This is a genomic window from Nonomuraea sp. KM90 (assembly GCF_052246675.1).
In the GTDB taxonomy this organism is placed as follows: Bacteria; Actinomycetota; Actinomycetes; order Streptosporangiales; family Streptosporangiaceae; genus Nonomuraea.
In genome coordinates this window covers 142,682-155,058 of sequence record NZ_JBQQCB010000015.1, presented here as the reverse complement: position 1 = coordinate 155,058, position 12,377 = coordinate 142,682, and the positions used below count along the sequence as shown (strand labels likewise).

14 protein-coding genes are annotated in these 12,377 nt (G+C 72.3%); 6 read left to right on the top strand and 8 right to left on the bottom strand.

Annotated elements, in window-relative coordinates; genetic code table 11:
- Window positions 1-36: 36 nt before the first annotated feature.
- Both ACTWPW_RS19095 and ACTWPW_RS19090 read right to left on the bottom strand, forming a co-directional pair.
- Complete coding sequence (locus ACTWPW_RS19095) at window positions 37-336, bottom strand: response regulator transcription factor (RefSeq protein WP_375114664.1); 300 nt, start codon at window positions 334-336, stop codon at window positions 37-39.
- Between the two features lie 33 nt (window positions 337-369).
- Window positions 370-1,809 (bottom strand): M20/M25/M40 family metallo-hydrolase, encoded by a 1,440-nt coding sequence (locus ACTWPW_RS19090; RefSeq protein ID WP_443169453.1) that lies wholly within the window; start codon window positions 1,807-1,809, stop codon window positions 370-372.
- Window positions 1,810-2,014: 205 nt separating this feature from the next.
- Between ACTWPW_RS19090 and ACTWPW_RS19085 the strand changes: the two genes are divergently transcribed.
- The 4 genes from ACTWPW_RS19085 (at window position 2,015) to ACTWPW_RS19070 (ending at window position 5,995) form a co-directional block, all read left to right on the top strand.
- Window positions 2,015-3,220, top strand: a complete 1,206-nt coding sequence (locus ACTWPW_RS19085; RefSeq protein ID WP_443169452.1) for an FAD-dependent monooxygenase — start codon at window positions 2,015-2,017, stop codon at window positions 3,218-3,220.
- A 20-nt stretch (window positions 3,221-3,240) separates the two neighbouring features.
- Window positions 3,241-3,966 (top strand): TetR/AcrR family transcriptional regulator, encoded by a 726-nt coding sequence (locus tag ACTWPW_RS19080; RefSeq protein WP_443169451.1) that lies wholly within the window; start codon window positions 3,241-3,243, stop codon window positions 3,964-3,966.
- A 101-nt stretch (window positions 3,967-4,067) separates the two neighbouring features.
- Complete coding sequence (locus tag ACTWPW_RS19075; RefSeq protein ID WP_375114668.1) at window positions 4,068-4,412, top strand: CATRA system-associated protein; 345 nt, start codon at window positions 4,068-4,070, stop codon at window positions 4,410-4,412.
- A complete protein-coding gene (locus ACTWPW_RS19070) occupies window positions 4,409-5,995 on the top strand; it encodes a CATRA conflict system CASPASE/TPR repeat-associated protein (RefSeq protein WP_443169450.1) in 1,587 nt (528 codons plus the stop codon). Before ACTWPW_RS19075 ends, ACTWPW_RS19070 begins: the two co-directional genes overlap by 4 nt.
- A 94-nt stretch (window positions 5,996-6,089) precedes the next feature.
- On the opposite strand, the gene ACTWPW_RS19065 is transcribed toward ACTWPW_RS19070, so the two are convergent.
- The 3 genes from ACTWPW_RS19065 to ACTWPW_RS19055 all read right to left on the bottom strand — a co-directional run bounded on the left by ACTWPW_RS19065 (window position 6,090) and on the right by ACTWPW_RS19055 (window position 8,954).
- Window positions 6,090-7,460: a carotenoid oxygenase family protein gene (locus ACTWPW_RS19065; RefSeq protein ID WP_443169449.1), complete on the bottom strand. Its 1,371-nt coding sequence runs from the start codon at window positions 7,458-7,460 to the stop codon at window positions 6,090-6,092.
- 136 nt (window positions 7,461-7,596) lie between these two features.
- The gene (locus ACTWPW_RS19060; protein WP_443169448.1) at window positions 7,597-8,349 is read right to left on the bottom strand and encodes a DinB family protein; all 753 of its coding nucleotides are present in this window, start codon (window positions 8,347-8,349) and stop codon (window positions 7,597-7,599) included.
- Window positions 8,350-8,423: 74 nt separating this feature from the next.
- Window positions 8,424-8,954 (bottom strand): DinB family protein, encoded by a 531-nt coding sequence (locus ACTWPW_RS19055; protein ID WP_443169447.1) that lies wholly within the window; start codon window positions 8,952-8,954, stop codon window positions 8,424-8,426.
- 80 nt (window positions 8,955-9,034) lie between these two features.
- Here ACTWPW_RS19055 and ACTWPW_RS19050 point away from each other — a divergent pair, with 80 nt between their 5' ends.
- Window positions 9,035-9,706: a flavin reductase family protein gene (locus ACTWPW_RS19050; protein ID WP_443169446.1), complete on the top strand. Its 672-nt coding sequence runs from the start codon at window positions 9,035-9,037 to the stop codon at window positions 9,704-9,706.
- Here ACTWPW_RS19050 and ACTWPW_RS19045 read toward each other — a convergent pair.
- Genes ACTWPW_RS19045 through ACTWPW_RS19035 form a run of 3 tightly spaced genes read right to left on the bottom strand, consistent with a single transcriptional unit; the run spans window position 9,703 to window position 11,936 of the window.
- A complete protein-coding gene (locus ACTWPW_RS19045; RefSeq protein WP_375114674.1) occupies window positions 9,703-10,221 on the bottom strand; it encodes an NUDIX hydrolase in 519 nt (172 codons plus the stop codon). The genes ACTWPW_RS19050 and ACTWPW_RS19045 overlap by 4 nt on opposite strands.
- Before the next feature lie 46 nt (window positions 10,222-10,267).
- Window positions 10,268-11,011, bottom strand: a complete 744-nt coding sequence (locus ACTWPW_RS19040; protein ID WP_375114675.1) for an ABC transporter permease — start codon at window positions 11,009-11,011, stop codon at window positions 10,268-10,270.
- On the bottom strand, window positions 10,992-11,936 hold the full coding sequence (locus tag ACTWPW_RS19035; RefSeq protein ID WP_375114676.1) for an ATP-binding cassette domain-containing protein: 945 nt from the start codon (window positions 11,934-11,936) through the stop codon (window positions 10,992-10,994). The genes ACTWPW_RS19040 and ACTWPW_RS19035 overlap by 20 nt, the downstream gene beginning before the upstream one ends.
- A 231-nt stretch (window positions 11,937-12,167) precedes the next feature.
- Between ACTWPW_RS19035 and ACTWPW_RS19030 the strand changes: the two genes are divergently transcribed.
- Window positions 12,168-12,371, top strand: a complete 204-nt coding sequence (locus ACTWPW_RS19030; protein ID WP_443169445.1) for a hypothetical protein — start codon at window positions 12,168-12,170, stop codon at window positions 12,369-12,371.
- Window positions 12,372-12,377 lie beyond the last annotated feature (6 nt).

The following is a 12,377-nucleotide window of genomic DNA, read 5'->3' as shown; positions in this document are numbered from 1 at the left end:
TGACCAGGCGGTGGCTCACCGGAATGGAGCCGTCGATCAGGGGAGCTCCCGCCGCTCCAGGGTGTCGAGCCGGTCGGCGGCCTGGCCGGCGAGTTCGGTGCGGTTGGCGACGTGGAGCTTGGCGTAGACGTGCGCCAGGTGCGTCTTGACGGTGCCTCGGCTGACGAAGAGGCGGGCGGCGATCTCGGGGTTGGACAGCCCTTGCACGGCGTACTCGGCGACCGTCCGTTCGGTCGGGGTCAGGGTCGGGATCGCGGTCGGCCAGGCCATCCAGCGCACCCTCACCCGCATCGCCGACCCGGTGATCGCCGAGGAGTTGCGCGCCACCGTCCACATCGGCGCGCGCTGCTCCTACCGGCCCCGCCGGGCCTAGACCCGGGGGAAGGCGACCGGGCTGCGGTGGCCGTCGCGGTCCACGGCGCGCAGCCCGAACTGCACGTTGTCCTTGGCCAGGTCGACGGTGGCCGTGGTGACGTCGCCGACGTCGATGGCGTGGGTCCACTCCGGCGAGGTGGTCTCCCGCCACACGATCTCGTAGCCGGCCAGGTCGGGATCGGTGCCGCGGTCCCAGGTGAGCGTGGTGTCGTTGGTCAGGCTCGTCGCGTTGATCCGGACGTTCTTCGGCGTGCCGGGGGCCTGGGCCAGGGACCACAGCGTCGCGGCGTTCACCTTGGCGACCCGGGCGGTGTAGGCGTAGTCGACGAACTCCGGCAGGTCGCCGAACTGGACGCCGTCCTCCACCCGTACGTCCTGGTGCTCGTGGTCGTAGTTCTCGCGCGGCTCGGTGAAGCGGGCGGCCGGGTAGCCCTGCCGGATGAAGGAGATGTGGTCGCTGCCGCGCAGGTAGCGGTCGCGCCGCCAGATCACCCGGATCTTCATGCCGGTCTCGTCGTTCTCGGCCACGTCCTTGACGAAGCGGCCGAGCTGCCGCGACGGGCCGTCGTTCTCGCCGCCGACGGACTGCCGGGTGGACGCCTCGGCGGGGGTCTCGGTGGTCGGCACGCCCTCCACGAAGAGGCGTACCGTGTGCGGTTCGGGGCGGGTGCCGTCCCAGCCGGAGCTGGCGCCCACGATGTCGTTGCTGAACATCGCCTGCACGTCCGCGCCGGCCTCCTTCAGCCGCGCGGCCATGTGCGCCGAGCCGTACAGGCCCTGCTCCTCGGCGCTGACGGCGGCGAACACCAGCGTGCCCTCGGTACGGCGGGTGGCGAAGAGCCGGGCCAGTTCGAGCACCACGGCCACGCCGGACGCGTCGTCGTCGGCACCGGGGGCGTCGGCGGTGGCGTTCATGACGTCGGTGACGCGGGAGTCGAGGTGGCCGGTGACGACGTACAGGCGCGCCGGCGAGGCGTCACCGCGCAGCGTGCCGATGACGTTGGTGACGGTCGTCGGCTGGGGGATGCGCGGGCTGACCGGCTGGACGAACGACTGCCTCTCGACGGTCATCCGGCCGCCCGAGGTGGCCGCGATCTCCTGGAACCGGGCATGGACCCACTCCACGGCGGCGCCGATGCCGCGGACCGGGTCGGTCTGGGTGGACAGGGTGTGCCGGGTGCCGAAGGCGACCATCTTCAGCACGTCCGCCTTGATCCGGGCGGGGTCGACCTCGCGTAACAGGGCGCGTAGTTCCCGGTCGGGGCGCTGGGGCCGGGTCGGACGGCCTGGGCCGTCCTGGCCGGTGGCGGACTGGCCGGTGGTGGACTGCCCGGTGGCGGATGCGGGCTCCGCGACGAGAGGTACGGCCAGGGCGCCGGCGGCCGATGCGGTCAGGAACGTACGACGGGTCGAATGAGGGTGACTCGTTTCCATGACATTGAATCAACCTCCTCCGCACCGCGTGCGCCAGAGGGAGATTCGGCTCACGGCTCGTGGCCGGCCCGTTCCTCGAACAGCTCGGGCAGGAAGTGCTCCAGGTTGCCGATCTCCGGCTCCGCCTACAACGAATTGACCCACAGAACCAATTTGGTCAGTTTGTCTCGTAGCCTGGTGGGGCGAACCGATGAAAGGAGCCGTCATGGCAGGCACGCGCAAGGGTGGCCGGGCGCTGGTGGTGGGGCTGGGGATCGCGGGGATCGCCACCGCGGTGCGGCTGCGGCAGGTCGGATGGGAGCCGGTGCTGGTGGAGCGGGCGGCCGGGCGCCGCTCGAACGGGTACTTCATCATGCTGTTCGGCACCGGCGTCGTCTCCGCCGGGCGGCTGGGGGTGCTGGACGCGATCGGCAACCGCGGGCCCGCGGACCTCGCGATGTACGAGGTCGATCGGGCCGGGCGCCGTCGTCCGGGGATGAGCCCGGCCGCCCTGCCCGGAGGGCCCCGCCAGGTGCTGCGCGGGGACGTGGAGCAGGGGCTGTTCTCGGCGCTGCCGGACGACGCGGAGATCCGCTACTCCACGGTGCCCACCCGCATCGTCCAGGACGACTCCGGGGTGGCGGTGACGCTGCACGACACCGCGGCCGGCACCACCGTCACCGAGCGGTTCGACCTGGTGGTGGGGGCCGACGGGATGCGCTCTACGGTGCGCCGGCTGGCCTTCGGCCCCGAGGAGTACCTGCACCCGCTGGACTACATGATCGGCGCCACCGTTCTGGACGGACCGGTCGAGGGCTTCCGCCAGAACGAGGGGCTGGTGCTGGCCGAGCCGGGCCGGTCGGTGTGGACCTTCCCCTTCTCCGACCATGCCCCGGGGCTGCTGTTCTCCTATCGCACGGGTGACATCGACGCCGAGTTCAGCCGCCCGCCGATCGAGTCCGTCCGGGCCGCGTTCGGGCCCGAGCCCGCCGGGCCGCTCCTGGAGGACCTGCTGGTCCGCTTCGAGCGGGCCCCGGAGTTCCTGTTCGACTCCGTGCACCAGGTCAAGATGCCGCGCTGGCACCGCGGCCGGGTCGTGCTGATGGGGGACGCCGCCTGGTGCCTGACCCTGTACTCCGGCATGGGCGCCTCCAGCGGCATCGCCGGCGGCGAGCTGCTGGGCAGCATGCTCCAGCGGCACGATCTGCCCGGGGCGCTGCGGGCCTGGGAGGCGCGGATGCGGCCGTTCATCCAGTACCAGCAGGACAACATCCTGTCCATGCGCCGGCTCTTCACCCCCGACGACCGCAAGGAGCAGATCCTGCGTACCGGGATGTTGCGCCTGATGCGCGCCCCGGGCATCGGCAGGGCGATGGGCAAGATAATGGCCAAGGACATGCAGGCCAGGAACGTCGACGTCGCCGCGGCCTGAGGAAAGAGGAGACAACACCGGTGAGCCAGTTGGTCGAACTCCATTCGCGCAAGGCCGCCCGCATCCTGGACAGCGCGCGCGAGCTGGTGCTCGACCACGGCGCGGGCAAGGTCACCGTGTCGGAGATCAGCCGCGCGGCCGGGGTCGGCAAGGGCACCGTCTACCTCTACTGGCCCAGCAAGGAAGACCTCATCCGCGGCCTGTTCGCCCGCGACCAGCTGACCGCCCTGGAAGCGGCCATCGGCCACATCACCGCCGACCCCGCCAACGTCCGGCCCAGCCGCCTGGCCCCGTTCATCGTCCGCACCGCGCACCGGCTCCCGCTGGCGCGGATCCTGCACAGGAGCGACCCCGAGCTGGTACGGCTGCTCACCCAGGAAGCCGGCGACCGCGAGCTGTACGCCCGCACCAACCCCGCCGCCATGGCCGGCGCGGTCCTGCCGATCCTGCGCCGCCACGGCCTGGTCCGCGACGACCGCCCCTTGGCCGGCCAGACCTACGCCCTGCACGCCGTGCTCACCGGGTTCTCCGCCGCCGTCTCCGACCCGGCCTCGGCCCCGCCCGGCGTCGACGACCCGGACGCGCTCCTCGCCGACACGGTGAACCTGCTGGTCGACCCGCCTGTCCCTCCTGGTGAGGCGGCCGTCGCCGCGGCCGCCGAGGAGGTCGTCGCCGTCTTCCGCGAGCTCCGGGACGCGGTGCTGGACCTCATCGACCGTGGCCAGGCCGGCGAACAGTCGACCTGAGCGGGCGCCGGAAGACGTGCCGACCCGGGCCGGAACAACGTAAGGTGCGGGCAGGACGGGGGCCTTCGGCGGAATTGGGAGCCTTTGTGGACGATGGGCGCATGATCGAGCCGGCCACCGCCCGGGAGGCCCACGACGTACTGGAAGGGCTTCTCACGGTCCCCCGTACGGCCTCGGAATGGGACCGGCTGGCCGGGCTGCTCGACGAGGCCGACCAGGCCGTCGCGCTGGGCGACGATCAGGCGCTCCTGGCGGTCGTCACGGCGATCGACTGGCTGACACCCCGGGGCGAGTGGATGAAGCTCGGCGAGGGTGACGGACGGGCCGAGGGCGAGGCGCCGAAGCGGGTACGCCTGCGGGTCAACAAGCTGGTGCACGCGCTGGCCCCGTACCTTTCGCGGGACGAGCCTGCGCCGTCCGGTCCGCCGGAGGGTGGGGAGGAGTGAGGCGGCGACCGCTGCTCCGGGATCACGCGCTGGCCCTCTACCTGTTCTCCCCGCTGACCGGGCCGGCGGCGGACGCGGGCCGGCGGCGCCTTCTCGACATCTGGCGGCGGTGCGCGGACACGTTCGGCATGACCCGTGCCGTTCCACGGCTGGGCGTTCCCGCGGCACCTCCCGACGACCTGACCGTTGCGCCTTCCCCACGACTGACGGGCCGCGCTCCCGACGACCTGCCCGGCGCGCTTCCCCCGTTGCTGGCCGCGGCGGAACGCCCGGGGAAGGGGGTGTGGGAGCTGGTGCTGCGGTCCGAGCACGACGTCCTCTGCCTGGGCGTCATGCTGGCGCCCGCCCGCGACGAGGCCATGGGCTGGAGCGCGCTGGAACGCGCCTGGTTGGAGGTCTCGGGCGGCCCGGCGCCCCTGCTCGGTGAGGTACGCCTGCTGCTCGCCACCCACACCGCCGGCCGTGGCCGGGGACGTCCGCCCGCGGCCCTGCGCGACGCCGTACGCCAGGACGGCGCCCCGGTGGGACCGGACGGGCGGCGCCTGCTGACCGGGGTCGACGCCTGGGAGCTGCCGGACGGCGACGACGCCCGGGCGCTCAGGCGGCTGGTCGTCACGGCCGCCGCCGATCGGCAGGCGCTGCTGGCCCGCTGGGTGTGGTCGGGTGACCCCGCCGGGATCCCCTGGCTGCCCCGCTACCTCATGCACATGGCCAAGGTGCGTTACCAGCTGCGCGTGCACGCCGCGGAAGTGTCGTTCCGCGACCTGGGTGCCCGCGTCGACGGCGCCGCGGCGCGGCTGGCGGCGCTCGGCGTACCCGACGAGCCGGTTCCCCTCGACCGGCTGCTCGCCGCCCGGCGGGAGCTGACCCAGGTGCAGGCGGACTCGTCGGGCCTGCACCTCACCGCGATCGCGATCGGCGAGATGAGCCGTTCGGTGGAGATCGCCGAGGCCAACATGGCGGCGGTGCTCGCCTCCGAGCTGGACGGGTTGTCGCCGGACGGCCGGTCTCCCCGGGTGCTGTTCGACGACGGCCGGGTGATCGACTGGTTCCGGGCCGAGCTCGACGACGACCGCCACTACCTCCAGGCCACCACGGAACGCGCCGCCGAGATCGGCCGCGTCATCGGGCTCCTCATCCAGCAGCGGCTCCAGGAGCGCGAGGAGGAGGCCCGGCGGCGGCACGAGTGGCTGACCCTCCTGCAGACCTCCTTCCTCGGCGCGCTGGTGATGGGGCTGGCGGCGATCCAGGCCCTGACGTACAAGCTCCCGTTGCCCGGGCCGATCCAGCCGCCGCTGATCGCGACGCTGGCCGCGCTGGCCCTGTGCCTGCCCACCGTCGCGTACCGGTACTCGCCGGGACCCGTCGCAGGCCGACCGGCCGTCGCGGGCCACGCCGCCCTCGCGGCCGCCGGCGGTGCGGTGGGCTGGCTGGCCATCTCGGCGGCGACCTACGTGCTGCCCGTGCCGCTCGCCGCGCCACCCTGGACGGCGGCGGTGTCCGCGCTCTGCGCGGCCGTTGCGGTCGCCGCGTCCGCCTGGCGGAACCGACGCGTCAGACGAGCCGAGGAGCCGGGCGGCTGACCACGTGAACGCCGAGCCGAGAACGGTATGGTCGCCGCCACGCCGCTGAGCGCGGGCCACGGCGCGCGAAGTCGCGCCGCGCGGGACACGGCGCTCAGGTCTGTGCCGTGTCGACCCCAGCAGGGAGCCAGTTGCCGTGGAAGCCGGTGGGGACGCGGACCGGCAGGCGTATCTCCGCCACCGGCCGGGCCGCCAGGTCGGCCGCGTCCAGGATCGCCAGGTAGCCGGTGCCACGGGAGCGGTCGTGGGCGAAGGTCATCAGGTACCCGTCGTCGTCCCCCGACGCCCCGCGCCGCGGGACGAAGACCGCCTCGCCGCAGGTGTGCCCGGCGGGCAGCCGGTGCGTCTGCCGGGCCGCGCCCGCGGCGAAGTCGTACTTGTGGATCTCGGAGCGTTCCGGCTCGGCCTCCAGCGAGAAGCTGGTGACGTACCCGAAGCGGTTGCGCCGCCCGACCTCGGCGTCGGCGACCCGCGGATACTCGATCGCCGCGTCGTCCAGCCGGCGCTCGGCGACCGTGCCGGTGGCGAGGTCCAGCCGCCATTCGTGCAGGTTCGGCAGGCCGCCGCCGACGTCCTGGGGGCCGTCGCGCCACAGCGTCGGCACCCGGCAGCCGGTGACCGTGATCGCGCCGTCCGCCTCTGAGGCGTTCATGGTGTGCCACACGTAGCACGGCTCGACCTCGAACCAGCGCACCGGCCCGCCGTCGCGGCGCATCACGCCGAACCGGGCGCCGTGCGCGTCGTCCCACCGCCACGTCATCCCGCCGGCGGCGGCCATGGCCGGGTCGAAGACGACGGGCAGGTCCATGAAGATCGCGTGGTCGCGGGTGACGGCGAAGTCGTGCATCATCGTCGCCCGCCGGACCTCGACCACCTGCGCCTGGAGCAGCTCGCCGGTCGGGGCGGCGCGGTAGTAGGTCAGGTACGGCGGGCGCAGGCGGGAGCCGAAGAACACCAGCTCGCCGGTCTCCGGGCAGATCTTGGGATGCGCGGTCATGGGCGTGCGCAGCGCCCCGCCGAAGGTGAACGGCCCCACCGTGTCCAGCTCGGGGGTGATCTCGTACGGGAAGCCTCCCTCCTCCAGGGCGAGCAGCCGGCCCGCGTGGTGAACCAGGTGGGTGTTGGCGGTGGAGACCCGGTGGTCCACGTGCCCGGTGGCCGGGTCGAAGGCCAGGGCCAGGCGGGACTCGCCGGGGTGCTCGTACAGCGGGGTCCGTACGTACCGGTTGCGGTACCAGCGGGCCCGCCCGCCGTCCAGGACCACGGCGTGGACCATGCCGTCGCCCGCGAAGTAGTGCGGCGACCAGCCGGTCCGCGGGTTGGGACCGTTGCGGAGGTAGGTCCCGTGCAGTTCCTCGGGGACGGACCCGATCACCTCGGACGGCTCCACCGTCACCTCCTCGGTGACCGGTGCGTTGTTGCCCGCCAGGTGGAGGGGCGGGCCGGGGTTGTGCGCGGTCGTCATCTGAAGGGTTCTCCCGTCGTTCGATCCGGCCGCGTCAGGATGCTGGGAGGACTTCGAGAGAAACAGTCTTGTTCTTGCCGGGGCCGTCAGCCGGGCGGAGAACGCGCAGCGTACGGCGATGCGAAAAAATCCCGGCTCAGCGGGACTCCAGGACCGCCAGGTCGCGCAACACGTAGCGGCGGTGCTCGCACTCCTCGCCCATGACCACCCGCAGGCAGGCGCCCACGGTGCGCGGCTCCTCGGGGTAGCCGGGGGCGGGCGGGCGCGTGCAGGGGCGTTCGAGCTCGGCGTCGGTGAGGTCCTCGACGATCCCGCGCACCAGCGCCACCCGGCCGGCCCGCGCCTCCAGCACCTCCGCGTACGACGGGCGCGCCTCGAGGTCCATGCCCAGGGCCGCCGCGTCGGAGGGCGGGTAGCTGGTGTGGGTCAGGCCGAGGCGGTGGAAGGGGCTCGGCCGGTCGAGGATCGTCCGGGCGGCCCAGGCGTCGGTGGCGAAGACCAGGTGGCGCAGCGTCTCGGCGAGGGACCACTCGCCGTCGACCCGTTCGTGGCGGGCGGGTTCCGGCAGCCTCTCGGCGCGGACGATCGTCTCCGACCAGAGTTGTTCGATCGTGCGCCACATCGCGCGGAAGTCGTCGGCCGTCCGCATCGCGCGCAGCCGCACGCGCTCGGGGTGCCGCCGGTCGAGCTCGGCCTCGACGTAGGGGGTGACGTCCACGTCGTTGACGATGAGGTTCCGCACCTCGCCGGACAGGTTGACGTCCACGAGCCAGGAGTCGACGATCCTGATCCCGCGCAGGTCGCAGGAGCGGAACGTCGCGCCGGAGAGGTCGGCGTCGGTGAAGTTCGCGCCCCGGAACGCGTCGGTGTCCTCGTATCGTGCCGCCATCGCGCCATTGTGCTCCCCCCCGGCGACCCTGGCACAGCTCCGGCGCCCGGTCCGGCGGTTCGGTGACCGGCGGTTCAGTGGCCGGTGGCGCCGTCTATGCGCTCGCGGAGGAGGTCGGCGTGGCCGTTGTGGCGGGCGTACTCCTGGATCATGACCGAGTAGACCCAGCGGAGCGACATGGTGATCCTGCGTCTCGGGTCGGTGAAGGTCTCGTCCAGGGAGCGGCCGGCGAGGGTCCGGCGGACCTGGGCGATCTCGTCGAGGTAGGTCGCGTACGCCGACTCCGCGTCGGCCGTGTCCACCCCGTCGAACTCCGCGTTCAGGTTGTCGTCGGTGCAGTAGAGGTAGGGGACCCGCTCCCCGGCGAACCTGGCACGGAACCAGTCGCGCTCCACCTCGGCCATGTGGCGGACCAGGCCGAGCAGCGACAGGTTCGACGGCTCGACCCAGCGCCGTCTGAGCTGCTCGGCGGTCAGGCCCGCGCATTTCCAGAGCAGGGTCTCGCGGTGGGCGTCGAGCCAGGCGTCCGCGACCGCGCGCTCGCCCGCCTCCATGACCGAGAACTGTTGGCCCATCCGGGTGACTTGCGGCGCGCGCCAGCTCATTCGACCATCATGCACCGGCTCGAACGAGACGTCCGAAGGTCGCCAGCGTCCGGGGCGGGCCCGGCGCGACAGTGGAGGGCATGAGCACTGTTGTCGCCACGCACACCGCTATCGAACCGAACATCCTCTACTTCGGCACCCCCGTGGTCCTGATCTCGTCCTCGAACGAGGACGGGACGCCCAACCTGGCCCCCATGTCGTCGGCGTTCTGGCTGGGGTGGCGGGCCGTGCTGGGGCTGGGGGTCCGGGCCAAGACGGCCCAGAACCTGCTCAGGACCGGTGAGTGCGTGCTGAACCTGCCGTCCGACGCGCTCGCGGCCGCGGTCGACCGGCTGGCGCTCACCACCGGCTCCGACCCCGTCCCCGCGCGGAAGGAGCAGCGGGGGTACCGGTTCGTGCCGGACAAGTTCGGGCGGGCCGGGCTCACGCCCGTGGCCTCCGAGACGGTGACCCCGCCGCGGGTGGCCGAGTGCCCGGTCGCGATGGAGGCCGTGGTCGAGCGCCACCACCCCGTGGGGGACGACGGAGGCGTGGTGGCGTTCGAGGTACGGGTGCAGCGCGTCTGGGTGCACGACGAGATCCGCCTGGCGGGCACGGACGACCACGTCGACCCCGACGCGTGGCGGCCGCTGATCATGAGCTTCCAGAAGTTGTACGGGCTGACCCCCCAGGTGCACCACTCCACGCTCGCCCGGATCCCCGAACGGCTCTACCGCCCCGACGGCGACCTGGAGCGCGCCCGCACCGCCTAGAGCGGGGCCGAACCGTCCAGCAGGACCAGCCACGTGCGCCGGCCGCAGAGGCGCTCGATGTCGGCCCGGGGGAGCCAGTCGGCACGGGTGCTCTCCGAGCCCTCGGGCGGCCGGGTCGGGGAGCCCGGCCCCGGCAGCGTGGCCCGGAACATCGCCATGTACGCCAGCGCCGGGTAGCGGTAGCCCGCCGGAGGCGGCTCCAGGAGCTCGATGCGCTGCCAGGCGAAGATCGACAGGGCGGAGGGCGGCAGGTGAAGGCCCGTCTCCTCGTAGAGCTCCCGGGCCGCCGCCTCGGTGGCGCCCTCGCCAGGATCGAGGTGGCCGCCCGGGATGTCCCACCCGCGGCCCTCCCGGTCCACGTACGTCATGAGGGTCCGGCCGGCCTCGTCCGAGACGAACGCGAACGCCGACGTGGTCGCGCCGGCGGGCGGGAGGGTGTCAGTGAGGATCAGGTCCAGGCGATGCGCCACCGGGATCCAGGGCACCGTGGTCGTCGCCTTCACCGTGTGAGTCATAGTTCCTCACTGTCATCGCCATCCGAATCGGATGTCAAAGCGAGGCTCAGACTCCCCGGCGCAGACTGCGGTTGCCCAGATAGAGGCCGACCGCGGCGATGGCGCAGGCGGCGACGGTACCGTACAGGACCGAAGGGTCGGTCAGGTTGCCGGCGAAGAGCGCCCGCTGGGCGTCCACGATGTACGTGACCGGGTTGACCTGCCCCATCACCCGCAGCCACCCGGGAGCGCTTTCCAGCGGCAGCAGCACGCCCGAGAGCAGCAGCAGCGGGAAGAGGATCGACTGGCTGACGATGTAGAACAGGGTCCCGCCCGGCGCCGACTTGATGGCCAGGACGAAGGAGAGCGCCCCAAGGCCAACCCCGAACACCACGAGCTGGGCCAGCCCCGCCAGCACGCCCGCCGTGTGCAGCTCGAAGCCCAGGGGGAGCGCCAGGACGATGATCAGCACCGCCTGCACGAGGAGGACGAGCATGGCCTTCATGCTCTTGCCGACCAGCATCGCGGTCCGGTTCAGCGGCGTGACCATCAGCCGCTCCATCGCGCCCCCGATCAGCTCCACCAGCAGCGTGTAGCCGGCGCTCATGGGCCCCGTCAGGCACATCATGACGAGGATCCCGGGCACGAACCACTGCCAGGACGAGCCGACCGCCCCGCCCAGCAGCGACCCGAACAGGAACAGGAACAGCAGCGGCTGTCCCATTTCGAACAGCAGCGCGGCGGGGTTGCGCAGGCTCGGCTTGAACTCGCGGGAGAAGATGGTGGTGGTGTCACGCAGGAATGTCGTCATCGGTGAGGCTTCTCCCGGTAAGGCGCAGGAACACGTCGTCGAGGGTGGGGCGGGTGGTCTCGGCGGTGGTGACCTTGATGCCGGCGGCATCGAGGGTGCGCAGGTAGTCGGGCAGCGCGGCGGTGGCCTGGGCGACCTTGAGGCGCACGGTGGTGCCGTCCGCGGTCCCGTCGCCGATCCGGGCGGCCTGCTCCGCCTCCTGCGGGGTGCTGGTGGTGATGGTGATGTGGTCCCCGGCCAGGTCGTTCTTGAGCTGTCCCGCGGTGCCGTCCGCGATGATCCGCCCGCCGTCGATGATCACCACCCGTTCGGCCATGTTGTCGGCCTCCTCCAGGTAGTGGGTGGTCAGGAACAAGGTCGTCCCGTACGTCTCGCGCAGGCGCAGGATGTGCTCCCAGATCTCCGCGCGGCTCTTCGGGTCGAGCCCGGTCGAGGGCTCGTCGAGGAAGAGCAGGTCGGGGCGGTGGATGAGGCCCAGGGCGATGTCCAGGCGGCGGCGCTGGCCCCCTGACAGCGTGCCGGGCACCCGCTTGGCCAGCGGTGTCAGGTCCAGCAGGTCGAGCAGCTCGTCGGCGCGGGTGGCCGCCTCTTTGGGGCGCAGGCCGTAGCAGCGGCCCTGGGTGACGAGCTCGTCGCGGACGAGGAAGTCCTCTCCCGCGCTGTTGCGCTGCCCCACGTACCCGATGCGGGCCCGCACGGCCGCCGGGTCCGTGGCCACGTCGTGGCCGGCCACGGAGGCGGTGCCGGACGTGGGCGGCAGGAGGGTGGTGAGCATGCGCAGCGTGGTGGACTTGCCGGCGCCGTTCGGCCCCAGGAACGCCACGAGCTGGCCGGCCTCCACGTCGAGGTCTATCCCGCGTACGGCTTCTACGGTCTCCTTCTTCTTCACTTTGAACACTCGGGTCAGTCCCCGGGCATGGATCATGGTCGGTCTCCTCCGGGCATGGCGAAGAAACCCCTGGTCGGGGCCGCAGTCGAGGATCGAATCCAGTTTGGGCAGGACTAACCCGGTTTGGCAAACGCGAATGTTACGTTCATATACCGCCCCCACCTGCGGAAACACCGTCGGGGACGCCGCCTCTGACGTGGCGAGTTTCCGGCCCCTGAAGTGCGGTTTCTTTGCCACGTCCGCACGATTTCCGCACGACTTCCACACATGGCTCTGCCAGCATCCCCAGCATGTGCCGAGACGACGCCGGCGCGGGCGCTGGGGGAGGCGCTCGGCCCGCCCGTCTTCAGCAAGGACGCGATCGAGGAGACGCTGGCCGACGTGCTCGAAAGGCCGGACGGCGTGGACGGGCGCGAGTGGAGCCGGCGGCTGGGGACGGCCGCTGGGGCTCGGACCGGTCTATTGGGTTGATACGTC